Origin of the sequence: Nocardioides sp. NPDC004968 (genome assembly GCF_040608935.1) — a bacterium.
GTDB lineage: Bacteria > Actinomycetota > Actinomycetes > Propionibacteriales > Nocardioidaceae > Nocardioides.
This window is the reverse complement of the sequence record NZ_JBEXJF010000032.1, coordinates 27,880-50,596: the sequence shown is the minus strand read 5'-3', so window position 1 is coordinate 50,596 and position 22,717 is coordinate 27,880. Positions and strand designations below refer to the sequence as shown.

Here is a 22,717-nt window from a genome sequence, read left to right as displayed (position 1 = left end):
CCACTACACCGGGGTCGACTCCGCCGGCACGTGATGCTCCGGCTTGCCGGTGCGGGTCGCGCCTGCGGAGGCGACCACGACACACGCGATGGCCAGCCACTGCAGGACCGAGAGCCCCTCGTGGAGGATCAGGATCGCGGCCAGCGCGCCGGCGGCCGGCTCCAGCGACATCAGGATCGCGTAGAGCCCCGACTTGATCGAACGCAGGGCGACGAGATCGAGGGAGTAGGGGATCACCGAGGACATCAGACCCACCATCAGCCCGACCAGCCACACGTGCGGAGACCCCAGCCCGTCGGCGTACGCCATCGCCGCAGGCGTCAGCGCCACCGCCGCGACGGTGGAGGCCAGGGCGAGCCCGTCGAGCCCCTCCCAGCGTGCTCCGGTCGCCTTTGACAGCACGATGTACGCAGCCCAGCAGGCCCCCGCGAGCAGCGCGAAGAGCACGCCCACGATCGAGATCCGGCCGGGCTCGAGACCGAGCAGCACGACCCCCGCGGCCGCCAGTGCGACCCAGACCAGGTCGCGCGCCCGCCGCGAGGTGACCAGCGCGATCGTGAGCGGTCCGATGAACTCGATGGTGACCGCGATCCCGATCGGGAGCCGGGCGAAGGACTGGTAGATGGCCCAGTTCATCAGCCCGAGCGAGGCCCCGAAGGCGACCACCACGAGCCAGTCGCGGCGCGAGAGACCACGGACCCGGGGCCGGGTGATCGCCAGCAGGATCAGCGCGGACAGCGTCAGCCGCAGCCAGACCATGGCCGTCGGGGTGACCTCGTCGAAGAGCGACTTCGCGAAGGTCGCGCCGATCTGCACCGACGCGATCCCGATCAGAACCAGGACGACCGGGTGGGCCAGCCTCGCCCGCAGAGAGGAGGAAGCTGTGACCACCCGGTCAGTCTAGGACCACGTAAAGACCCGCTACTGCGCCGAGTCCGTCTGCGAGATGTTGGACAGGTTGGTGGCCTTGTTGGCCTCCTCCGCGAGCCGCTCGGACCCGCGCCGGGAGTCGTGCGGGACCGTGGCGTGCTCGGTGTGGTCCTGCTCGTAGATCTCCGGCGGGATCGGCGCGGGCACGGTCGCGGTGATCCGCGATCCATCGGGGCGGATGCCGCCGTGGGGCTCCTCGTCGAGGTGGGTGCCGATCCGCGGCCCCTGGTCGGCGAGCGGCACGATGACCGGCGAGCCCTTCGAGACCACGAACTCCTCCCCGCGGACGCTGATCGGGATGTCGAACTCCTCGCCCGGGGTGTCCACGACGGTGAAGACGATCTGGTCGCTGGTCAGCGCGACCTGCATCCGGGTCGAGTGCCACTGCACCCGGAAGGTCAGCGAGCCCCACTGGACCGGCAGGCGCGGGTCGAAGGAGAGTTTCCCGTCGTAGTCGCGCATCCCGCCGAAGCCGAACGCGAGCCCGCCCCACACACCGCCGGTGGAGGCGATGTGCATCCCGTCGACGGTGTTGCCGTGCATGTTGTGCAGGTCGACGTAGAGCGCGTCGTAGAAGTAGCGCAGCGCGTCCTCCTGGTAGCCAACCTCGGCCGCCACGATCGACTGCACGACAGCCGACAGCGTCGAGTCGCCGGTGGTGATCGGGTCGTAGTACTCGAAGTCGGCCCGCTTCTGCTCAGGGGTGAACCGGTTGCCCTGCTGGAAGAGGGCGAGCACCACGTCGGTCTGCTTGAGCACCTGGAACCGGTAGATCACCAGCGGGTGGTAGTGCAGCAGCAGGGGACGTACGTCGTCGGGGGTGTTGGGCAGGTCCCACACCTCGCGGTCGAGGAAGTTGTCGTCCTGCGGGTGGATGCCGAGCCCCTCCTCGTAGGGGATGTGCATCGCGGCGGCGCAGCGACCCCACTCCTCGACCTCGTCGGGGGAGATGTCGAGCCGGCCCATGACCTGCGCATACTCGCGCGGATAGTCCGCCCGGAGCATCTCGATGGTCTCGACGGCCTTCTCCAGGTTGTAGCGGGCCATCACGTTGGTGAACAGGTTGTTGTTGACCACCGTGGTGTACTCGTCCGGCCCGGTCACCCCGTGGATGTGGAAGGACGGCTCGCCGTTGTGGCGCCAGAAGCCGAGGTCGGCCCACATCCGCGAGGTCTCGACCAGGATGTCGACGCCCTCGCGGATGAGATAGCCGGTGTCACCGCTCGCGTAGACGTACTTCATCAGCGCGAAGGCGATGTCGGCATCGATGTGCACCTGCGCGGTGCCGGCCGCGTAGTAGGCCGAGGCCTCCTGCCCGTTGATGGTGCGCCAGGCGAACAGCGCGCCCTTCGCGGCCATCTCCAGCGCCCGCTGCCGGGCCGCGGGAAGCATCACCGAGCGGGCGTGCATCACGTTGCGGGCGACCTCGGGCTGGGTGTAGCAGAGGAACGGAACGACGTAGCACTCCGTGTCCCAGAAGTAGTGGCCCTCGTAGCCGGAGCCGGTGACCCCCTTCGCGGGGACGCCGAGCCCGTCGGTGCGGGCGGTCGCCTGGGCCAGCGAGAACAGGTTGAACCGGATCGCCTGCTGGGCCGCGGAGATGTCCTCGGCGTCGTCCGCCTCGGCGGCGGAGATCTCGACGTCGGCAGCGGACCAGAACTCGTCGTACCAGTTGCGCTGGTCGCGCTCGAAGTGACCGACGCCCAGGCGGATCGCCCGGTCGAGCGTACGTCCGCAGCGGTCGGCCAGCTCACGCACCGGCACCCCGCGAGAGGTGTGGTACGCCACGGTCTTCTGCAACCGCAGCGTGCTGCCCTCGGTCGCGTCGACCCGGAAGACCGTCTTGGCCAGGTCGTCCTCGGCACGGACGACGGTCTCGACCGAGTCCGGCGTGTCGATCTGGTGGGCGGCGCTGACGGCGATCGTCATCCCCGAGTTGGCGCACCGGTAGCCGAGGGTCATCTGCTCCTCGTCGGCGACCGACATCTGCGGTAGCAGCACGCGGGTGTCGAAGGCGGAGGCCTTGCGCGGGTCCATGCCCTCGCCGAGGGCCGCCGACGGCACGTGGTACTCGTCCTTGCCGTCCTGCCGGTTGAGCAGCTGGGACGAGACCACGATCGGCGCCGCGCCGCTCAGCATCGTGATCTCGAGGGTCTGGATCGAGAGATGGCGTTGCGTCATCGACACCATCCGGGTCGACTTGATCGCGACCCGCTTGCCCGAGGGCGTACGCCACACCAGATGCCGCCGCAGCACACCCTCGCGGAAGTCGAGCACCCGCTCGTACTCCTCCAGGTCGGAGGTGCCGAAGGTCAGCGGCTCGTCGTCGACGTAGATCTTCATGATCTTGGCGTCGGGGGCGTTGACGATGGTCTGGCCGGTCTTGGCGAAGCCGTAGGCGTTCTCGGCATGGCGGATCGGCCAGGTCTCGTGGAACCCGTTGATGAAGGTGCCGTGCGCGTAGGTCGGGCGACCTTCCTCGGGGGTGCCGCGCATGCCGAGATAGCCGTTGGCGACGCTGAAGATCGTCTCGGTCAGACCGAGGTCGTCGGGGGAGTAGCTGGTCTCCACCAGCCGCCACGGGTCGATGGGGTAACGGGCCCGGTCCAGGGGGTTCGGGCCGACGTTGGTTCTCACTGCTGTGCTCCTCGAGCAGGGTCTGGACTGTGTCCATTGGGGACAAGTTCAGCAAGGTCGGATACGACGAGACTGGCGCCAGCGGCCGTGAGGGTGTCGTGGCCTGCGCCACGGTCCACCCCGACGACGAGCGCGAAATCTCCTGCCTTGCCGGCGCGCACCCCGGAGACGGCGTCCTCGAGGACGACGGCCTCGCTCGGGGTGGCTCCGAGGACCTTACCGGCGTAGACAAACGTGTCCGGTGCAGGCTTGCCGGGCAGGCCCTGCTCTTCTGCGACGGCTCCCGACACGACCGTCTCGAACCGGTCCAGCAGCCCCGCCGCCTTCAGCACGGTCGGCGCATTGACCGACGAGGACACCACGCCGAGCCGGACGTCGAGGGTGGCCAGGTGGTCCAGGAGCAGCACCGAGCCGGGGTAGGCCTCCACGCCGTCGCGCTCGAGCACCATGTTGAAGGCGTTGTTCTTCCGGTTGCCGAGACCGCAGACGGTCTCGAGCTCGGGCGCGTCGTCCGGGGTGCCCTCGGGAAGCTTGATGTCGCGGGAGGCGAGGAAGTCACGGACGCCGTCGTAGCGCGGCTTGCCGTCGACGTACGCGAAGTAGTCCTGGTCGGTGTAGGCCGGCGCCCCCGGGGTCTTCTCCTGCAGGTAGGCGTTGAACATCTCCTCCCACGCACGCATGTGCACGACCGCGGTCGGCGTGATCACGCCGTCCAGGTCGAAGAGGATCGCGGTGAACGTCTCCCAGGCAACAGGTCTGGTCATGACTTCAGGCTAGGGGCTGGGCGGCCCAGGCCGAAGAACCAGGCCCCGCCGGTGTCGCCGATGCCGGAGGTTTTCCCTCGTCGTTCTTTCGCTGAAATCTCCTGGCCACAGACGGCGAGCGGGTGGATGCTGGAAGGCATGGGTACGCAGCTGCTGGTCGGGACCCGCAAGGGTCTGTGGATAGGGCGCTCTGACGACGCCCGGCAGGACTGGGACTTCACCGGTCCGCACCATGACATGGAGGAGATCTACTCCGCCATGATCGAGCCCGGGACCGGGCGAGTCCTTGCCGGATGCTCCTCGCTGTGGATGGGTGCGCTGGTGCGTGCCTCGGCCGACGGCGGCGAGACCTGGACCGAGACCTCGATGTCGTTCCCCGAGGACGTCGACGCGAGCCTGGCCCGGATCTGGCAGCTCCAGCCCGGGCTGCCGGAGGGCACGATCTGGGCCGGTGTCGAGCCCGGCGCGATCTTCCGGTCGACCGACGGCGGAGCCAGCTTCTCGCTGGTGCACGGGCTGTGGGATCACCCGCACCGCACCGAGTGGAACGAGGGCTTCGGCGGGCAGGCGTTCCACACGATCCTGCCGCACCCCACCGATCCCGACTCGGTGACCGCGGCGATCTCGACCGGTGGCGTCTACCAGACCCGCGACGGCGGGGAGACCTGGGAGGCGCGCAACAACGGCATCATTGCGGTCTTCCTGCCCGAGGGGCAGCAGTACCCCGAGTTCGGCCAGTGCGTCCACAAGGTCGCCCGCCACTCCGCCCGTCCCGAGCGGCTCTACCTGCAGAACCACGGCGGCGTCTACCGCTCCGACGACGAGGGCGCCTCCTGGAAGTCGATCGCCGACGGCCTGCCCACCGACTTCGGCTTCGCGATGGTCGTCCACCCGAAGGAGCCCGACACGATCTTCACCTTCCCGATCGGTGCCGGCGAGTCCCGCTACCCGCCGGAGGCCAAGCCGATCGTGTGGCGCTCGCGCGACGCCGGCGACCACTGGGAGGCGCTCGACAAGGGCCTGCCCGACCACTTCTACGTGGGTGTCATGCGCGACGCGATGTGCGCCGACGACCACGAGACCGCCGGTGTCTACTTCGGCGCCCGCAACGGCTCGGTCTGGGCCTCCGCCGACGCCGGCGAGACCTGGCGCGAGATCCTCCGCGACATCCCCGATGTGATGGTGGTCAGGGCCGCGAAGATCTGAGGCGCACGGATCCGTAGCGTGTTGCCGTCCTCGATGCGGTCGGTCGAGGCTGCACAGGATCCTTGGTCTGGGGGCATGCTGGATGTATGGGATGCCACTGGCTCACCGCCGTGCTCGTATGCGCGCTGTCCGCCTGTGGCGCCGGCACACCAGTCGGGTCCCCAACGACGCAGGCCCCTCCCTCGTCCTCGTCGGTCCCGGTGCCCACCCTTGCTGCGGAGCCGCGAGTGCGGCTGACCGTCGTCGGGGATCTGATGCTGACCCGCGGGGTGCCCGATGCGGCGGCGGCGCTGGCTCCGATGCAGGCGCGCTTGGCGGGCGCTGACATCACCGTAGGCAATCTCGAGTCGACGTTGTCGAAAGCAGGGAGTCCGACTCAGGGTGGCGATTCCTTCGGTGCTGGGCCGGAGCTGTTGCGGCCTCTGCGGGAGGCTGGTTTCGATGCGATCTCGTTGGCGAACAACCACACAGGTGACTTCGGTGACCGGGCGCTGACGGAGACGGTCGAGGCGTTATCGGGGGCGGGGATCGTGCCGTTCGGGGCAGGGCGGGATCTCGACGCGGCTGCCCGGCCGGCCGTGGTGGAGAGAGCCGGGATCACCTTCGCGTTCCTGGGGTTCAACGCGATCGGCGAGACGCCTCGGGCGACGAGGAGCGACCCGGGCGCCTTCTCGGTGCGGATGCCGCCACGTACGGGTCCTCTCGTCGATGCCGACCTGCGCCGGGTCGAGCGGGAGGTCCGAGCCGCCGAGAAGGTTGCCGACGTCGTGGTGGTGCTGCCGCACTGGGGTACGCAGTACACCCATCGCCCCGAGGCAATCCAGCGCCATGTCGCCCGTCGTCTCGTCGCTGCCGGGGCGGATCTTGTCGCCGGCGGCCACCCGCACTGGGTCCAGCCGCTCGAGCGGGTCGGCGGCGTATCGGTCATCCACTCGCTCGGAAACTTCGTCTTCGACATGGACTTCATGTCCCAGACGATGGAGGGCGTCGTTCTCGAGGCGACCTTCCGCGGCGCCACGCTGGAGGATCTGAACCTCGTGCCCTACCGGATGGATCCCGAGACGTTTGCTCCACGCGTGGTGGGTGGTCGTGAGGCGGCCCGGATCCTTGGGCAGGCGAGGCCATGATCCGTCGCATCGCGTTCGCGGCCGGGTCCCTCCTCGTCCTCACCGGGTGCGGTGAGGCGCCACCGACCCCCGAGACCTCTCCGACAACCACCGCGACAGCGCCGGCCACCGCGTCCAAGCCCTCGCCCACCCCGAGCGGGACCCAGGCCGCGCCGCCATTGACACCCGAGCAGCTCCGCGTCGGGACAGCGACCGACGCCGTACGCCATCTGGCGGGTGAGATCGGCCCGAGACCCGGGACGTCGCCCGCTTACCATCGAGCCGCAGCCTGGGTCGAGGGACAGCTGGCAGGGTTCGGCTGGCAGGTGCACCGACAGCGGTTCCAGACGCCTGCCGGAGTCTCGTGGGGCATCCCGGTCAGCGCGGGGGAGTCGGTCAACCTGGTCGCCGACAGAGGAGACGTACGCCCCGGGCAGCCGTGGCTCCTGGTCGGTGCCCACCTCGACACCGTCCCGCAGGCACCGGGTGCGGAGGACAACGCGTCCGGCGTGGCTGTGCTGCTGGCGATCGCCGAGACGGCCGCAGGACGGTCGACGAGGGTGCCGGTGCGGTTGGTCGTCTTCGGCTCCGAGGAGCCGCGAGGCGAGACCGACGACGACCACCACTACGGCTCTCGCGCGTATGTTGCGTCCCTCACGCCCGTCGAGCGCAGGTCGCTGGCCGGCATGGTCTCACTGGACCGGGTCGGCGTAGGGGAGGCTGTCCCGGCGTGCGGCGCACGCCCAGGACTCGACCGCACCCTGGCGAGCCTCCGAGCGGCGGCAAGGCGCGCGAAGGTGCCGACCACCGCCTGCTCCCAGACCCCCAACCGTTCCAGCGACCACTGGTCCTTCGTACGGGCGGGCCTGCCCGGCGTGCGCCTCGGTTCGACTCCATACGCCGCCTACCACTCACCCGCCGACACACCCGACGTCGTCGACCCGGCCCAGCTCGTGCGCACCGGCCGGATCATGCTTGCCTGGCTCGCCTGACGTCCGCCGTTCGTCGCCGGGTCGAACGATCCACCCGAACCGGTCTAGCCTTCTGGTATGCCCACTCTTCGCTCCGCAACCTCGACCTCGGGCCGCAACATGGCGGGTGCCCGCGCGCTGTGGCGCGCGACCGGCATGACTGATGACGACTTCGGCAAGCCGATCATCGCGATCGCCAACTCGTTCACCGAGTTCGTGCCCGGCCATGTCCACCTCCGTGACCTCGGCAAGATCGTTGCCGAGAAGATCCAGGAGGCCGGGGGAGTAGCCAAGGAGTTCAACACGATCGCCGTGGACGACGGCATCGCGATGGGCCACGCCGGGATGCTCTACTCGCTGCCGAGCCGCGAGCTGATCGCGGACGCGGTCGAATACATGGTCGAGGCGCACCGCGCCGACGCGATCGTGTGCATCTCCAACTGCGACAAGATCACCCCCGGCATGTTGCTGGCCAGCCTGCGTCTCAACATCCCCGTCGTCTTCGTCTCCGGCGGCCCGATGGAGGCTGGCAAGACGGTCGCCGTCGAGGGCCTGGTCCACGACAAGCTCGACCTGGTCGACGCGATGGTGCTCTCGGTCAACGAGGCGGTCAGCGACGAGCTGCTCGACACGGTCGAGCGCTCCGCGTGTCCGACCTGCGGCTCCTGTAGCGGCATGTTCACCGCCAACTCGATGAACTGCCTCACCGAGGCCATCGGCCTCAGCCTGCCGGGCAACGGGTCGACCCTCGCCACCCACGCGAAGCGCCGCGCGCTCTTCGAGGAGGCGGGACGTACGGTCGTCGAGCTGTGCCGCCGCTACTACGAGGAGGGCGACGAGTCCGTCCTGCCGCGGAACATCGCCAGTCGCAGCGCCTTCGAGAACGCGGTCGCGCTCGACGTCGCCATGGGCGGCTCGACCAACACCGTGCTGCACCTGCTCGCGGCCGCGCGCGAGGCGGAGCTCGACTTCAACGTCCACGACATCGACGCGATCTCGCGCCGGGTGCCGTGCCTGAGCAAGGTCGCCCCCAACAGTCCGAAGTACCACATGGAGGACGTCCACCGCGCCGGCGGCATCCCCGCCCTGCTCGGCGAGCTGCGCCGTGGCGGCGCGCTCAACGAGGACGTCCACACCATCCACTCCGACACCATCGAGGAGTGGCTGGGCACCTGGGACATCCGCGCCGAGAACCCCAGCCAGGAGGCGCTCGACCTCTTCCTCGCCGCACCGGGTGGGGTGCGTACGACCGAGGCGTTCTCCACCGAGAACCTCTGGGCGAGCCTGGACACCGACGCCGCCGAGGGCTGCATCCGCGACTTCGAGCACGCCTACTCTGAAGACGGCGGGTTGGCGATCCTGTCGGGCAACATCGCCCCCGACGGCTGTGTCGTGAAGACTGCCGGTGTTCCCGACGACTGCCTGACCTTCACCGGCACCGCGATCGTCTTCGAGTCCCAGGACGCCGCGGTCGACGGCATCCTCGCCAAGAAGGTCGAGGCCGGCCACGTCGTGGTGATCCGCTACGAGGGCCCGAAGGGTGGGCCGGGGATGCAGGAGATGCTCTACCCGACCTCGTTCCTCAAGGGCCGTGGTCTGGGCCAGAAGTGCGCGCTGATCACCGACGGCCGCTTCTCCGGCGGCACCAGCGGCCTCTCGATCGGCCACGTCTCCCCGGAGGCAGCAGGCGGCGGCCTGATCGCGCTGATCGAGGACGGCGACCCGATCTCCATCGACATCCCGAACCGCTCGATCTCCCTCGACGTCGACGACATGGTCCTCGACCAGCGTCGCGTCGCCCAGGAGAAGCGGGACAAGCCCTACACCCCGGCAGACCGGGACCGGAAGGTCTCCGCGGCGCTGCGGGCGTACGCCTCGATGGCCACCTCGGCCTCCGACGGCGCCTACCGCCTCGTGCCCGAGTAAACGGGCGTGGGAAAGGTTCATGCCCGGGTCGAGGGCCGGCTGCGGGAGTTCGTCGACCGCCAGGTCGTCTTCTTCGTAGCCACCGCAGCGCTCTCCGGCGAGGGCCACGTCAACGTGTCGCCACGGGGGATCCCGGGCACCTTCGGGATGCTCGACGAGCTCACCTTCGCGTGGGTCGACGGCACCGGGAGTGGCAGCGAGACGATCGCGCACCTGCGTGAGAACGGCCGGATCACGGTGATGTTCTGTGCCTTCGACGGGGCGCCGAACATCGTCCGCTTCCACGGGCGCGGTCGGGTCGTGACCCGCTACGACGAGGAGTACGCCGACCTGGCCGGCCGCTTCACGGACCTTCCCGGTGCCCGGGCGGTCGTCGTCGTGGACATCGAGCGGGTCTCCGACTCCTGTGGTTTCGCCGTCCCGCTGATGTCGTACGTCGGCGAGCGCGACCTGCTTCCGGCGTACTTCGAGCGCAAGGGAGTCGATGGGTCGGCCGAGTATCGGCGCCGGAAGAACCTGGCCAGTCTCGACGGGCTCCCGGCGTTCGATTTCGACCCTGCACCCGAGTAGCCGTCTCCGCGACTGTCGAAACCGGCGGCAACCGTTCGTGGCATGAGTGAGGGGCCGACACGGCGGCCCACCTGATGCGGGAGTGGTTGCGATGTCGGATCGATGGAAGCGGAATCTGCTGGTCTTCCTCGGCGGCCAGACGGTGTCGTCGTTGGGCTCGATGGTCGTCGGGTACGCGGTGATGTGGCACCTCACCGTCGAGACCGGGTCGGCCGCGGTGCTGACCCTGAGTGTCGCGGCCGGGATGCTGCCCCAAGCGGTGGTGTCGGTCTTCGGCGGCGTGTGGGCCGACCGGCACTCGCGCAAGCTGTTGATCATCGGGGCCGACTCGGCGATCGCGGTGGCGACCTTGGTGCTCGCGCTGCTGATGCTGAGCGGGGTCGGCGATCTGTGGATGATCTTCGTCGCGATGGCGGTCCGCTCGGCGCTGGCCGGGATCCAGGGGCCGGCGGTCAACGCGATGCTCCCGCAGATCGTCCCGGCCGAGCACCTGATGCGGGTCAATGGGGCCCAGCAGACGATCCAGTCGGGGATGATGCTGTTCGCGCCCGCGGTGGCCGCTGCGGTCTACGCCAGCACCGGCATCGTCGCGGTCTTCTTCATCGACGTGGTGACGGCCGCGGCCGGCGTACTCCTGCTGCTTCTGGTGCCGGTGGCGCGGATGGTCCGCTCGACGGAACCCGTGAGCTACTTCGGCGACCTCCTCGCCGGAGTGCGGTACGTCAAGGGGAACGCCTCCGTGCGCTGGGTGATGGGCCTCGTGGCCGTCGTCATGTTCATGGCCGGCGCCCCGGCGCACCTCACGCCGCTGATGATCACGCGCAGCTTCGGCGAGGAGGTCTGGATGCTGAGCGTCAACGAGCTGTTCTGGAGCGTCGGGATGGTCGTCGGCGGCGCGATGATGGCCGTCTTCGGGCCCCGGGTGAAGCGCCGGGTGCGGCTGATGGTGGCCGCCTCGGTCGGTGTCGGGGTGCTCGTCATCGGCCTGGGCGTCTCCACCGACTTCTGGGTGTTCTCCGTCGCGGGCCTGGTCATCTGCGTCCTCTTCCAGACGCTGCTGGTGCCCGCCGCGACGGTCCTGCAGGAGCAGGTCGAGGAGTCGATGCGCGGCCGGGTGTTCGGGTTCTACGGGATCGTCATGTCGGTGTCGATGCCGGTCTCGATGATCGTCTTCGGGCCGCTCGCGGACAGGTTCGCGGTGGAGTCGGTGATGGTCCTGGCCGGGGTGCTGCTCCTGGGCTGCCTGATCGGGATGCTCGCCCTCGGCAGCGCCCGGCGCTCGCTCGCCACGGTGGACGCGGCAGCCGCCTGAGCGCGGCCTCCCGAGCAACGGTCACGGCGGTCGGAGACAATGACCGCCGTGACCGCTTTTTCGTATCCCGTCGGTGCTGTCGTCGAAGGCTGGGAGGCGCGGCCGTGGCCCGAACCGGTGACCCTCGAGGGACGCTACGTCCGGGTCGCGCCACTCTCGTCGGCACAGTATTCGGACCTCTACGCCGCGGTCTGCGGCCCCGGCGACGCCGACCTGTGGACCTACCGGCCGATCGCGATGCCGACCTCGCTGCAGGACCTGTGGATGCACCTGGCGGGGCTCGTCGACGCGGTCGACGTCGTGCCGTTCGCGTTCGTGCCGAAGGAGGGGGAGCGGGAGGGCCGGGCGAGCGGGGTCGCGGGCTACCACGCGATCAATCCGGCGAACGGGAGCATCGAGGTCGGCGGAGTGCTCTTCGGGTCCGCGCTGGCCCGCACCAGAGCTGCGACCGAAGCGATCCATCTGCTCATGCGGCACGCGTTCGACACGCTGGGCTATCGGCGGTTCGAGTGGAAGCTCGACTCGCTCAACGAACCGTCCCGGCGGGCCGCGGAGCGGCTCGGGTTCAGCTATGAGGGCCGGTTCCGCAACCACATGGTCGTCAAGGGCCGCAACCGCGACACCGACTGGTTCTCGGTGACCGCCGAGGAGTGGCGAGGCGTTCGGGAGGGCCACGAGCGCTGGCTCGCGCCCGACAACTTCGATGCCGACGGTGGTCAGCGGGTTGCGCTCAGCGACCTGACCCGGCGCTGAGCCTGCCGCGGTTGGCCGCGACGAGGTCGCGGATGGCGCTGAGCCGGGCGGTGAGCTCGGCCAGGTCCGGCTCGCCCGCCGCCGGGGCGAGCGCGTCGCTCCACACCGCGCGCAGTCGGCGCAGGTTCTCGGCGGCGTGCGGCGTCGGGGTGACGACCTTGCCCCGTCTGTCGCCGACGCCCTCCGAACGTACGACGAGGCCCTTGTCCTCGAGTCGGCGCAACGTGGCGCTCATGTTGGGCCGCTGCATGCCGACGTCCCGGGCGATCTCGCTGGGGGTGGCACCGGGGTGGCGGTCGACGTAGCGCATCACCGCCTGCTCGCCCGTCGTGAGCTCGGTGATCCCGGGATCACCGGCGTGGTGGCGTTCGATGTCGCGGGCGAGGGTCGAGACGATCTCCGCGAGGTCGGCGAGCTCGTCGGCGTCGGCGCGAGTAAGCATGCTCACAGTCTAGTGCTTGCTCTTTCATAATTATGAAAACATAACTAATATTGGACGCATGACCTCGCCCGCCGCCACCTCCACCCTCGAGCCGCCGCCTCGGCCTGCCGTTCCCGCGATCGGGCCGGCGCTGCTGCTCGTCCTCGCCCTTCTCTCCGCCGTCGCGCCCTTCGCGACCGACCTCTATCTCCCGGCGTTCCCGGCGATGGTGACCGACCTCGGCACCGACGCCACGAGCATCCAGCTGACGCTCACGGCGTTCCTCGTCGGCGTCGCCGTGGGCCAGCTCGCCTTCGGGCCGCTCTCGGACCGGGTCGGGCGACGTACGCCTCTTCTCGTCGGTGCCGCGGTCTTCGTGCTCTCGAGCCTCGCCACCGTCTTCGCGCCGACCGTCGAGCTCCTCGTCGTTGCCCGGCTCGTGCAGGGTCTGTCCGGGGCCGCGGGCATGGTGCTCGGCCGCGCGATCGTCTCCGACCGCGCCGACGGGCCCGCCGCAGCACGCGCGATGAGCCTGATGATGGTCGTCGGCGGCGTCGCCCCGGTCGTGGCGCCGCTGGCCGGCGGCTTCATCGCCGGGCCGCTCGGCTGGCGCGGTGTGCTCGCCGTCGTGCTCGCGATCGCGGTGCTGATGCTCGTGGTGGTCCTCGCGGTCGTACGCGAGTCGCTGCCGCCCGTCCGCCGCGCCGAGCTCCGCGCCGCCCGGGTCGACCAGGGGTCGGTGGCCGGTGAGCTCGGCTCGCGGGGCTACGTCGGCCACACGCTGGCCTTCGCGTTCGGGTTCGCAGTGATGATGGCCTACATCTCGGCCTCGCCGTTCCTCTACCAGGAGATGATGGGCCTCAGCGAGATGGCGTACGGCCTGCTCTTCGGCCTCAACGCGCTCGCCCTCATGATCGTCAGCGCGGCCTCGGCCAACCTCGCCGGCCGGGTCGGCGTACGCCGCCTGGTGGGGCTCGGGCTCGCGGTCTCCCTCGCTGGCACCGTGCTGTTCCTGGCCATCGCGCTCGCCGGCCTGCCGGTCGGTCTCCTCGCCGTCGCGGTCTTCGTCGCGGTCGCGCCCCTCGGCCTGGTCTTCGGCAACGCGACCGCACTCGCGCTCGAGTCGGTGCCTCGTGCCGCCGGCAGCGCCTCGGCCCTCCTCGGCGCGCTTCAGTTCGGCCTCGCCGCGGCGGTCTCACCGCTGGTCAGCATCGGTGGGGAGGGCACCGCCGTCCCTGCCGCGATCGTGATGGTGACCGCGGCGGTCGTCGCCTGTGTCGCGTTCGTCCTCGCGGGGCGGCGTACGCACGATTGCGTACGCAGCCCCCGCTCCTGAGCCGATGTGCGGGTGGCTCGCGCGCAGCAGTCTGGAGGGCATCGAGAAGCCCAACAGACAGGACACGAGCAATGAGCATCAACGAGACGGTGGCGACCCTCGCCGTGACCGGCGACAACTGGGGCCCGTGGCGCGAGAACGGACCATGGCACGACGGCGGAGGGCCGCCGGCGTTCTGGCCGATCTTCCCGATCCTGTGGTTCCTGGTGATCGCGGCGATCATCACCGCGGTCGTCCTCTTCAACCGCAAGCGGGTGGCCGAAGGGCCGCGGCGCGCGGGCGAGGCCAGGCTGGCCGAGAGGTACGCCGCGGGCGAGATCGACGAGAACGAGTACCGGGCTCGTCGCGACGTCCTCCGCGAGAAGCCGGGCCGGCCCAAGGAAGCCTGACAGTGGAGGCCTGACGCCCCGCTGGTCCATGGCAGTGTTGCTGTCATGGACCAGCGCATCAGCTTCATCACCCTGGCCGTCGCCGACGTGGCGGCGAGCCGGGCGTTCTATGTCGACGGCCTCGGCTGGACTCCCGAGTTGGAGGCGGACGGCGTGCTCATGATCCGCGTCGGTGAGCACGTCATCCTCTCGCTGTGGGACCGGGGCGAGTTCGAGGAGGAGGTCGGCACGATCGCCGTCGCCGACGGCGTCGCGCCGTTCACCCTCGCCCACAACGTCGCCACCCGCGAGGAGGTCGACAGCGTCCTGGAGCTCGCCCGGTCGCTCGGGCGTGAGGCCTCGGCTGCCGAGGAGCGGGTCTGGGGCGGCTACACCGGCTACTTCGCCGACCCCGACGGCGTGCGCTGGGAGATCGCCTACAACCCCGGCCCGGTGGGACAGACGCTGCTGCCCTGACCGCTCAGCCCGCGAACCCGGGCAGATACTCCTCGAGGATCGACCGGAACGGCGCCTCCGCGTTGAGCTGCGCCAGCACCCCGAGACCACCGAGCCAGACCCGGTGGATGAGCAGGTAGGACGGCGGCAGGTTGAGCTTGAGGCCAACCGTGTAGGCGGGATCCTTGGGGTCGTTGATCCGCTTGAACTCCTCGCGCATCCACTCCCGGGTGAACCGGAAGCGCTCCTCCAGCGCCGGGGTCACGAACGGCGCCAGGTAGTCGAGCACGTGCTGCGGCTCGACCTTGATGCCCTCGCGGATGAAGCCCACGTCGCGCAGGCCCGCGACCAGGGCATCCGCGTCGCCGGTCGCGGCGATCCGGATCAGCCGCCCCATCGGCTCGGGGAAGCCCCGCTCCGGGAGCCGCGCGGCGAGCCCGAAGTCGAGCACGGCCATGCGGCCGTCGGGAAGGACCCGGAAGTTGCCCGGATGCGGGTCGGCGTGGAGCATCCCGGTCAGCCCGGGCGCGGAGAACCAGAACCGGGCGAGCAGCTCGCCGTAGTGGTCGCGCTCCTCGGGAGTGCCCTCGGCGATCACCTTCGCGATAGAGCCCTCCGACTCCACCCACTCGGTGACGAGCACCGAGGGTCCCACGGCGACGACATCGGGGACGTCGATGAGCGGATGGGACGCGTACGCCTCGGCGAAGACGTGCTGGGCCTCGGCCTCCTTCGGGTAGTCGAGCTCCTCGACGACCCGCTCCTGCAACTCGGCGACCAGCGCCTTGACGTCCATCCCGGGAACCACCGCGTTGCCGATCGCCGCGACCCGGCCGATCTGGCGCAGGTCGGCTCGCAGCGCCTCGTCGGCGCCCGGGTACTGCACCTTCACCGCGACCTCGCGGCCGTCGGACCACCGGCCCCGATGCACCTGCCCGATCGAGGCCGAGGCGGCCGGTTTCTCGGAGAGCTCGACCAGTTGCTCGGACCAGTCAGTGCCGAGGTCACGGGCCAGCAGGCCGCGTACGATCCCGGTCGGCATCGGGGGAGCGGAGTCCTGGAGCCGGGTGAGCTGGGCGCGATAGTGGGCCGCCTGCGACTCCGGCAGCGCCGCCTCCATCACCGAGAGCATCTGCCCGAACTTCATCGCGCCACCCTTGAGCTCGCCCAGGGTGCGGAACAGCTGGTCGGCCGTACGCTGGTGCACATCGGCCAGCACCGCCTCGGCGGGCTTGCCCCCGATCCGCTTTCCGAGCCCGAGCGCTTTGCGCCCGGCGTACCCCATCGGCAGCGCGGCCAGCTTCGCCGTCCGCGTCGCCGCTCGCCGCGGCAAACCTTTCGACGACCCCTCCGCCTCGTTCATGCCGCAATTGTGCCTGTCGGCTGCAACTTGCACACCCCGAAGTAGCCTTCCGGCATGACCTCTGAGCTGACGATCGTGACCCCGCTCGACCCCGCCGGAGAGGACCCGTTCGGCTGGTTGGAGGAGGTCGAGGGGGTCGAGGCGCTGGCGTGGGTGCGGGCCCGCAACGAGGAGGCTCACGCGAGCATCGGTGCCGATCCCGTCTTCGCCAAGATCGAGGCGCAGATCCTCGAGGTGCTCGACTCCGACGACCGGGTGCCCGAGGTCTCGCGCCTCGGCGAGCATCTCTACAACTTCTGGCGCGACGCCGACCACGAGCGCGGCATCTGGCGGCGCACCACGCCGGAGTCCTACCGCACCGACGCCCCCGAGTGGGAGATCCTGCTCGACCTCGACGCGCTCGCCGAGGAGGAGGGCGAGAGCTGGGTCTGGCACGGCGCCTCGATGCTCCGGCCCGAGCCCGGCGAGCCGTGGCGCAAAGTGCTCGTCGACCTCTCCCCGGGCGGCTCGGACGCCGACGTGACGAGGGAGTTCGACCTGATCACCAAGGCCTTCGTGAGCCCGGCCGACGGTGGCTTCACCCGTGCCGTCGAGCAGGGCGGCGCCAAGGGCGCGCTCTCCTGGTGCGGCCCCGACGCGGTCTACGTCTTCACCGACTTCGGCCCGGGATCGCTGACCCCGAGCGGCTACCCGCGGATCGTGAAGCTGTGGCGCCGTGGCACCCCGTTCGAGGACGCGGCGGTGGTCTACGAGGGCACCAACGAGGACATGTACATCTCCGCCCGCCACATCCACACCCCCGGCTTCGAGCGCGACCTGGTCAGCCGTTCGATCGCGTTCTACAAGTCCGAGACCTACGTCGCCACCGACCCCGGCACCCCCGAGCAGACCCTCACCAAGCTCGACATCCCCGACTCCGCCGAGGCCGGCTTCCACCGCGAGTGGCTCGTCATCGAGCTTCGCGACGAGTGGACCGTCGCCGGAACGACGTACGCCGCCGGCTCGCTGCTCGCGACCGACGCGGAGCGGTTCCTGGCCGGTGAGCGCGACCTCACCGTGCTCTTCGAGCCCACCGCGAAGACCTCGCTCGCCGGGGCGACCTGGACCCGCAACCACCTCGTCCTCAACGTGTTCGAGGACGTCAAGAACCAACTCCATGTGCTCACCCCGTCGTCCTCCGGCGAGTGGACGCGCTCCGTGTTCCCCGCGACAGACCCGGTGGCCGCGGTCGGCACCCGAGCCGTCGACGCGGTCGAGTCCGACGAGGTCTGGGTCGTCACCAGCGGCTACCTGACTCCCACGACGTACGGGCTGACCGAGATCGGTGCGGAGACGATCGAGCCGCTCAAGTCGGCGCCGGTCTGGTTCGACACCGCGGGGCTTCGCGCCGAGCAGCGCTTCGCCACCTCCGCGGACGGCACTCGGATTCCCTACTTCATCGTCGGTGCCGAGGCCGCCCTCGCCGGCAGCGGCCGACCGGCGCCGACCCTGCTCTACGGCTACGGCGGTTTCGAGATCCCGATGACGCCGGGCTACTCCGCCGGTGTCGGCCGGTCCTGGCTCAGCGAGGGCGGCGTCTACGTCGTCGCCAACATCCGCGGGGGAGGGGAGTACGGCCCGGCCTGGCACCAGGCGGCGCTCAAGGAGAACCGGCACAAGGCGTACGAGGACTTCGCCGCCGTCGCCCGCCACCTCGTCGAGACCGGCGTGACCGACGCCCAGCACCTCGGGATCCAGGGCGGCTCCAACGGCGGGCTGCTGACCGGCAACATGCTCACCCTCTACCCAGAGCTGTTCGGCGCGGTCGTGATCCAGGTGCCGCTGCTGGACATGAAGCGCTACTCGCATCTCCTCGCCGGGGCGAGCTGGATGGCCGAGTACGGCGACCCGGACGTGCCGGAGGAGTGGGAGTTCATCAAGACCTTCTCGCCCTACCACCTGCTCGACGGCGCCCGGGACTACCCGCCCGTCCTGCTCACCACCTCCACCAAGGACGACCGCGTCCACCCCGGCCACGCCCGCAAGATGGCCGCGATCCTGGCCGCGACCGGCAAGGACGTCACCTACTACGAGAACATCGAGGGCGGCCACGGCGGCGCCGCCAACAACGCGCAGTCGGCCCACCTCTCCGCCTTCGCCTGGACCTTCCTGCGCGAGCGGCTCGGTCTGGTCTGATCCCGGAGACGGCTACGCGGGCTCGGTGGGCTCCAGGACCACGACGGGGGTGGGGTGCGAGCGGCGAGCGGCGAAGTCGTCGAGCTCGCCCCACCCGTCGTCCACGGCTGCGAGCAGCTCCCAGAGCCGGTCGCGCTCGGGGCCGACGGCCTCGCGCGCACGCACCTCACGTACGCCGCCCTCGACCGTCTCCACGCGCGCCTCGGGATGCGCCTGCAGATTGAGCCACCACGCCGGCGCGGGCTCGGCCCAGCCGTTCATGGCGAGCGTCGCGTAGCCGGACCCGTCGGGGACGTAGGAGACGATGACCGAACGCTCCTGTCCGGTGCGGCGCCCGACCGTGGTCAGCCGGAGCATGCCGGCCCGGCCGGCGCGCGGGCGGCGCAGGAAGCGGGCTCCGCCCGCGGCGTACAGCCGGCGGTGGAACCACCACGCGGCGCGGATGAACCAGCGTGGCGGCAGCCACGGGGACTTCTTCTTCTCGTCGGTCGACATCGTTGCCTCCATGGGCAGTCAGACCCGAGATCCACTTGTCTGGCCAGCGTATCGACGGCCGTGGGCAGGTCGCCTCGGTGAGAACCCTGAGATCCGTTCCAGCCGAACGACTGACAGATACTGGGACGGTGATCTCAGATCATGGGACGCGCGATAGGGTTAGGTGACACGGCGCGACACATGGGGTTAACGTGTGGGCATGCTGAACAGCATTCTCGTACTTATCAGGCGCGTCGCCTAGGAGCCACTGGCCCCAGACGACGCGTCTCCCTCCGTTGCCCGCCGGGCCGGAGGGTTTTTTGTTGCACAAGCAGCCCAAGCCAAATAACCGAGCACAGCCCATGAGTAGACAGCTCTGATGAGTAGGACGGCGGACATGAGCGAGCAGATGACAGGCGCGCAGAGCCTGATCAAGTCGCTGGAAGCAGCGGGGGCCGAGAACATCTTCGGCATTCCGGGAGGAGCGATCCTTCCGGCGTACGACCCGCTGATGGACTCGAAGATCCGCCACATCCTCGTACGTCACGAGCAGGGCGCCGGCCACGCTGCCCAGGGCTACGCCGCCGCGACCGGCAAGGTCGGGGTCTGCATGGCCACCAGCGGCCCGGGCGCGACCAACCTGGTCACCCCGCTCGCCGACGCCAACATGGACTCCGTGCCGATGGTGGCCATCACCGGCCAGGTCGGCGCGGCGATGATCGGCACCGACGCCTTCCAGGAGGCGGACATCCGCGGCATCACGATGCCGGTCACCAAGCACAGCTTCCTCATCACCGACCCCGCGGAGATCCCGCTGCGGGTCGCTGAGGCCTTCCACCTCGCCTCCTCCGGGAGGCCGGGTCCGGTCCTCGTCGACGTCACCAAGTCGGCGTTGCAGGCCACCACCACCTACCGGTGGCCGACCGAGCTCCACCTGCCGGGCTACCGCCCGGTGACCAGGCCGCACGCCAAGCAGATCCGCGAGGCGGCGCGCCTGATGCTGGAGGCCAAGAAGCCGGTCCTGTACGTCGGTGGCGGCACGATCCGCTCCGGCGCCCACCGCGAGCTGCTGCAGCTGGCCACGCTCACCGGGATCCCGGTGGTGACCACCCTGATGGCGCGCGGCGCCTTCCCCGACTCCCACCCGCAGCACCTCGGCATGCCGGGCATGCACGGCACCGTCCCCGCCGTCGCCGGCCTGCAGAAGTCGGACCTGATCATCAGCCTCGGTGCCCGCTTCGACGACCGCGTCACCGGCAACCTGGACTCCTTCGCCCCCAACGCCAAGGTGATCCACGCCGACATCGACCCGGCCGAGATCGGCAAGAACCGCTACGCCGACGTCCCGATCGTGGGCGACGTGCGTGAGGTCCTCACCGACCTGATCACGGTGCTCACCGCCGAGAAGGAAGCCGGCAAGGAGGGCGACTACGAGGGCTGGGTCGCGTTCATGGCCGGGATCAAGAAGGCGTACCCGCTCGGCTACGACCTCCCCGCGGACGGCCTCTCGCCGCAGTACGTCATCGAGCGGCTCGGCAAGATCTCCGGCGAGGAGACGATCTTCACCGCCGGCGTCGGCCAGCACCAGATGTGGGCCGCGCAGTTCATCGGCTACGAGCACCCCAACACCTGGATCAACTCCGGTGGCCTCGGCACGATGGGCTACTCCGTCCCGGCCGCGATGGGCGCGAAGGTCGGCCGCCCGGACTCCACGGTGTGGTCGATCGACGGCGACGGCTGCTTCCAGATGACCAACCAGGAGCTGGCCACCTGCGCGATCGAGGGCATCCCGATCAAGGTCGCGATCATCAACAACGACAACCTGGGCATGGTGCGCCAGTGGCAGACGCTCTTCTACGGCGAGCGCTACTCCAACACCAACCTGCAGTCCCACGGCCAGCCCAAGCGCATCCCTGACTTCCCCAAGCTGGCCGAGGCCATGGGCTGCGTCGGACTCGCCTGCGACTCCGCCGACGACGTCGACGCCACCATCGAGAAGGCCATGGAGATCAACGACATGCCCGTCGTCGTCGACTTCCGGGTCAACAAGGACGCCATGGTGTGGCCGATGGTCGCCGCCGGCTCCTCCAACGACGAGATCCAGTACGCGCGCGACCTCGCGCCCGAGTTCGACGAGGACGACCTCTGATGAGCATCCAGCCCGTGAAGACCGGCGGCAAGCACACGCTGAGCGTCCTGGTCGAGAACAAGCCCGGCGTCCTGGCCCGCGTGGCCGCGCTCTTCTCGCGCCGCGGCTTCAACATCGAATCTCTCGCGGTGGGGCCGACCGAGCACGACGAGCTCTCCCGCATGACGGTCGTGGTCAATCTCGAGAACACCCCCCTCGAGCAGGTCACCAAGCAGCTCAACAAGCTGGTCGAGGTGATCAAGATCGTCGAGCTCGAGCCTGAGACGCGCGTCCAGCGCGCGCTCATGCTGGTCAAGATCACCGCCACCACGGAGACTCGCAGCCAGGTGCTCGACACCATCCAGCTCTTCCGGGCCAAGGTCGTCGACGTGTCCACCGACACCGTCATCGTCCAGCTCGCCGGCAATACCGGGAAGCTCAACGACTTCCTCCGGGTCATCGAGCCCTTCGGCATCCGTGAGCTCTCCCAGTCCGGCATGGTCGGCATGGGCCGCGGCTCCCGGTCGATCTCCGAGCGCAGCCTGCGATCCGTGGCTGTGCCTGCTCCGCCTTCCGCGGTCTGAGCCGGGCGGAATACCCGGTTAACCGGGTATTCCTGCACTTCTCTGGCATTGCAACACCTGAGAAGTGCAGGAAAACCCCGATAAGTTCCCCAGAATCACCAAACCCAAAGGAGAAGCCCTCGTGGCTGAGATTTTCTACGACGACGACGCCGACCTCGCGCTGATCCAGGCGAAGAAGGTTGCCGTCATCGGCTACGGCAGCCAGGGCCACGCCCACGCGCTCAACCTGCGTGACTCCGGTGTGGACGTGCGCATCGGCCTGCAGCCCGGTTCGAAGTCGACCCCCAAGGCCGAGGAGGAGGGCTTCAAGGTCCTCGCGCCGGCCGACGCCGCTGCCGAGGCCGACGTGATCGTCATCCTCGCCCCCGACCAGCACCAGCGTGGTCTCTACAACGACCAGCTCGCGCCTCACGTGACCGCCGGCAAGACCCTCGTCTTCGGCCACGGCTTCAACGTGCGCTTCGGCTACATCAAGGCGCCCGAGGGCGTCGACGTGATCCTGGTCGCCCCGAAGGCCCCGGGCCACACCGTCCGTCGTGAGTACGTCGCCGGCCGCGGCATCCCGGACATCATCGCCGTGGAGCAGGACGCCTCCGGGTCCGCGTGGGACCTCGCGAAGTCGTACGCCAAGGGCATCGGAGGCACCCGCGCCGGTGTTATCAAGACGACCTTCACCGAGGAGACCGAGACCGACCTCTTCGGCGAGCAGGCTGTCCTCTGCGGCGGCGTGTCCCACCTGGTCCAGGCCGGGTTCGAGACGCTCACCGAGGCCGGCTACCAGCCTGAGATCGCCTACTTCGAGGTGCTCCACGAGCTCAAGCTCATCGTTGACCTGATGTGGGAGGGCGGCATCGCCAAGCAGCGCTGGTCGATCTCCGACACCGCTGAGTACGGCGACTACGTCTCCGGCCCGCGCGTCATCGGCCCGCAGGTCAAGGAGACCATGCAGCAGGTGCTCGCCGAGATCCAGGACGGCTCCTTCGCCGCCCGCTTCATCGCCGACCAGGACAACGGTGCGGCCGAGTTCCAGAAGCTGCGCGAGGAGGAGGCCGGTCACCCGATCGAGGCCACCGGCAAGGCCCTGCGCGCCCACTTCTCGTGGAGCCAGTCCGACGACGACTACACCGAGGGGAGCGCAGCGAGGTAACGAGCTCGCGAGCGCCAGCGAGCGTTGGCTCGTTCGCCGAGCAAGCGACCCAGCGGCCCGAAGGGTCGCTCGGGCTCAGCCGCCCGCTGA

Annotated in this window: 20 protein-coding genes; 14 read left to right on the top strand and 6 right to left on the bottom strand. The window is 69.6% G+C overall.

What is annotated here, in order from left to right; all coding sequences use genetic code 11:
- Positions 1-3: 3 nt before the first annotated feature.
- Genes ABZU72_RS22625 through ABZU72_RS22615 form a run of 3 tightly spaced genes read right to left on the bottom strand, consistent with a single transcriptional unit; the run spans position 4 to position 4,331 of the window.
- The gene (locus ABZU72_RS22625; protein WP_355021048.1) at positions 4-891 is read right to left on the bottom strand and encodes an EamA family transporter; all 888 of its coding nucleotides are present in this window, start codon (positions 889-891) and stop codon (positions 4-6) included.
- Between the two features lie 30 nt (positions 892-921).
- Entirely contained in the window at positions 922-3,567 is a 2,646-nt protein-coding gene (locus tag ABZU72_RS22620) for a glycosyl hydrolase family 65 protein (protein ID WP_355021047.1), read from the bottom strand.
- Complete coding sequence (locus ABZU72_RS22615) at positions 3,564-4,331, bottom strand: beta-phosphoglucomutase family hydrolase (RefSeq protein WP_355021046.1); 768 nt, start codon at positions 4,329-4,331, stop codon at positions 3,564-3,566. Before ABZU72_RS22615 ends, ABZU72_RS22620 begins: the two co-directional genes overlap by 4 nt.
- Before the next feature lie 138 nt (positions 4,332-4,469).
- Here ABZU72_RS22615 and ABZU72_RS22610 point away from each other — a divergent pair, with 138 nt between their 5' ends.
- From ABZU72_RS22610 to ABZU72_RS22580, 7 genes are all read left to right on the top strand, one after another.
- The gene (locus ABZU72_RS22610) at positions 4,470-5,537 is read left to right on the top strand and encodes an exo-alpha-sialidase (protein ID WP_355021045.1); all 1,068 of its coding nucleotides are present in this window, start codon (positions 4,470-4,472) and stop codon (positions 5,535-5,537) included.
- Positions 5,538-5,737: 200 nt separating this feature from the next.
- Positions 5,738-6,664: a CapA family protein gene (locus tag ABZU72_RS22605; RefSeq protein ID WP_355021044.1), complete on the top strand. Its 927-nt coding sequence runs from the start codon at positions 5,738-5,740 to the stop codon at positions 6,662-6,664.
- On the top strand, positions 6,661-7,635 hold the full coding sequence (locus ABZU72_RS22600; protein WP_355021043.1) for a M28 family metallopeptidase: 975 nt from the start codon (positions 6,661-6,663) through the stop codon (positions 7,633-7,635). The genes ABZU72_RS22605 and ABZU72_RS22600 overlap by 4 nt, the downstream gene beginning before the upstream one ends.
- 57 nt (positions 7,636-7,692) lie before the next feature.
- Entirely contained in the window at positions 7,693-9,540 is a 1,848-nt protein-coding gene (ilvD, locus tag ABZU72_RS22595; protein ID WP_355021042.1) for a dihydroxy-acid dehydratase, read from the top strand.
- A gap of 6 nt (positions 9,541-9,546) precedes the next feature.
- Complete coding sequence (locus tag ABZU72_RS22590; RefSeq protein WP_355021041.1) at positions 9,547-10,110, top strand: pyridoxamine 5'-phosphate oxidase family protein; 564 nt, start codon at positions 9,547-9,549, stop codon at positions 10,108-10,110.
- A gap of 91 nt (positions 10,111-10,201) precedes the next feature.
- Positions 10,202-11,422 (top strand): MFS transporter, encoded by a 1,221-nt coding sequence (locus ABZU72_RS22585; protein ID WP_355021040.1) that lies wholly within the window; start codon positions 10,202-10,204, stop codon positions 11,420-11,422.
- A 48-nt stretch (positions 11,423-11,470) separates the two neighbouring features.
- Entirely contained in the window at positions 11,471-12,175 is a 705-nt protein-coding gene (locus ABZU72_RS22580; protein WP_355021039.1) for a GNAT family protein, read from the top strand.
- Here ABZU72_RS22580 and ABZU72_RS22575 read toward each other — a convergent pair.
- Positions 12,153-12,617 (bottom strand): MarR family transcriptional regulator, encoded by a 465-nt coding sequence (locus tag ABZU72_RS22575; protein WP_355021038.1) that lies wholly within the window; start codon positions 12,615-12,617, stop codon positions 12,153-12,155. The genes ABZU72_RS22580 and ABZU72_RS22575 overlap by 23 nt on opposite strands.
- A 58-nt stretch (positions 12,618-12,675) precedes the next feature.
- Between ABZU72_RS22575 and ABZU72_RS22570 the strand changes: the two genes are divergently transcribed.
- The 3 genes from ABZU72_RS22570 (at position 12,676) to ABZU72_RS22560 (ending at position 14,777) form a co-directional block, all read left to right on the top strand.
- Positions 12,676-13,932: a multidrug effflux MFS transporter gene (locus tag ABZU72_RS22570; protein WP_355021037.1), complete on the top strand. Its 1,257-nt coding sequence runs from the start codon at positions 12,676-12,678 to the stop codon at positions 13,930-13,932.
- 71 nt (positions 13,933-14,003) lie between these two features.
- On the top strand, positions 14,004-14,321 hold the full coding sequence (locus tag ABZU72_RS22565; protein ID WP_355021036.1) for an SHOCT domain-containing protein: 318 nt from the start codon (positions 14,004-14,006) through the stop codon (positions 14,319-14,321).
- A gap of 45 nt (positions 14,322-14,366) precedes the next feature.
- Positions 14,367-14,777 carry a VOC family protein gene (locus tag ABZU72_RS22560; RefSeq protein ID WP_355021035.1) on the top strand — a complete coding sequence of 137 codons (411 nt, stop codon included), beginning with the start codon at positions 14,367-14,369 and terminating at the stop codon, positions 14,775-14,777.
- Positions 14,778-14,781: 4 nt separating this feature from the next.
- Here ABZU72_RS22560 and ABZU72_RS22555 read toward each other — a convergent pair whose 3' ends face one another.
- Positions 14,782-16,119 (bottom strand): AarF/ABC1/UbiB kinase family protein, encoded by a 1,338-nt coding sequence (locus ABZU72_RS22555; protein ID WP_355021034.1) that lies wholly within the window; start codon positions 16,117-16,119, stop codon positions 14,782-14,784.
- Positions 16,120-16,173: 54 nt separating this feature from the next.
- On the opposite strand from ABZU72_RS22555, the gene ABZU72_RS22550 reads away from it, so the two are divergent.
- The gene (locus tag ABZU72_RS22550) at positions 16,174-18,294 is read left to right on the top strand and encodes a prolyl oligopeptidase family serine peptidase (protein ID WP_355021033.1); all 2,121 of its coding nucleotides are present in this window, start codon (positions 16,174-16,176) and stop codon (positions 18,292-18,294) included.
- 12 nt (positions 18,295-18,306) lie between these two features.
- Here ABZU72_RS22550 and ABZU72_RS22545 read toward each other — a convergent pair whose 3' ends face one another.
- Positions 18,307-18,789 (bottom strand): nitroreductase/quinone reductase family protein, encoded by a 483-nt coding sequence (locus tag ABZU72_RS22545; protein WP_355021032.1) that lies wholly within the window; start codon positions 18,787-18,789, stop codon positions 18,307-18,309.
- 376 nt (positions 18,790-19,165) lie between these two features.
- Between ABZU72_RS22545 and ABZU72_RS22540 the strand changes: the two genes are divergently transcribed.
- The 3 genes from ABZU72_RS22540 to ilvC all read left to right on the top strand — a co-directional run bounded on the left by ABZU72_RS22540 (position 19,166) and on the right by ilvC (position 22,627).
- Entirely contained in the window at positions 19,166-20,917 is a 1,752-nt protein-coding gene (locus ABZU72_RS22540; RefSeq protein ID WP_355021031.1) for an acetolactate synthase large subunit, read from the top strand.
- Positions 20,917-21,480: an acetolactate synthase small subunit gene (ilvN, locus tag ABZU72_RS22535; RefSeq protein WP_141792540.1), complete on the top strand. Its 564-nt coding sequence runs from the start codon at positions 20,917-20,919 to the stop codon at positions 21,478-21,480. The genes ABZU72_RS22540 and ilvN overlap by 1 nt, the downstream gene beginning before the upstream one ends.
- A 121-nt stretch (positions 21,481-21,601) precedes the next feature.
- Positions 21,602-22,627: a ketol-acid reductoisomerase gene (ilvC, locus tag ABZU72_RS22530; RefSeq protein WP_160024591.1), complete on the top strand. Its 1,026-nt coding sequence runs from the start codon at positions 21,602-21,604 to the stop codon at positions 22,625-22,627.
- Positions 22,628-22,717 lie beyond the last annotated feature (90 nt).

What these genes read in the sequence shown, in the direction of transcription:
- ABZU72_RS22615 (WP_355021046.1), bottom strand. Translation starts at nt 4,331, where the DNA reads ATGACCAGACCTGTTGCCTGGGAGACGTTCACCGCGATCCTCTTCGAC.
- ABZU72_RS22610 (WP_355021045.1), top strand. Translation starts at nt 4,470, where the DNA reads ATGGGTACGCAGCTGCTGGTCGGGACCCGCAAGGGTCTGTGGATAGGG.
- ABZU72_RS22600 (WP_355021043.1), top strand. Translation starts at nt 6,661, where the DNA reads ATGATCCGTCGCATCGCGTTCGCGGCCGGGTCCCTCCTCGTCCTCACC.
- ilvD (WP_355021042.1), top strand. Translation starts at nt 7,693, where the DNA reads ATGCCCACTCTTCGCTCCGCAACCTCGACCTCGGGCCGCAACATGGCG.
- ABZU72_RS22585 (WP_355021040.1), top strand. Translation starts at nt 10,202, where the DNA reads ATGTCGGATCGATGGAAGCGGAATCTGCTGGTCTTCCTCGGCGGCCAG.
- ABZU72_RS22575 (WP_355021038.1), bottom strand. Translation starts at nt 12,617, where the DNA reads ATGCTTACTCGCGCCGACGCCGACGAGCTCGCCGACCTCGCGGAGATC.
- ABZU72_RS22570 (WP_355021037.1), top strand. Translation starts at nt 12,676, where the DNA reads ATGACCTCGCCCGCCGCCACCTCCACCCTCGAGCCGCCGCCTCGGCCT.
- ABZU72_RS22565 (WP_355021036.1), top strand. Translation starts at nt 14,004, where the DNA reads ATGAGCATCAACGAGACGGTGGCGACCCTCGCCGTGACCGGCGACAAC.
- ABZU72_RS22560 (WP_355021035.1), top strand. Translation starts at nt 14,367, where the DNA reads ATGGACCAGCGCATCAGCTTCATCACCCTGGCCGTCGCCGACGTGGCG.
- ABZU72_RS22555 (WP_355021034.1), bottom strand. Translation starts at nt 16,119, where the DNA reads ATGAACGAGGCGGAGGGGTCGTCGAAAGGTTTGCCGCGGCGAGCGGCG.
- ABZU72_RS22550 (WP_355021033.1), top strand. Translation starts at nt 16,174, where the DNA reads ATGACCTCTGAGCTGACGATCGTGACCCCGCTCGACCCCGCCGGAGAG.
- ABZU72_RS22545 (WP_355021032.1), bottom strand. Translation starts at nt 18,789, where the DNA reads ATGTCGACCGACGAGAAGAAGAAGTCCCCGTGGCTGCCGCCACGCTGG.
- ABZU72_RS22540 (WP_355021031.1), top strand. Translation starts at nt 19,166, where the DNA reads ATGAGCGAGCAGATGACAGGCGCGCAGAGCCTGATCAAGTCGCTGGAA.
- ilvN (WP_141792540.1), top strand. Translation starts at nt 20,917, where the DNA reads ATGAGCATCCAGCCCGTGAAGACCGGCGGCAAGCACACGCTGAGCGTC.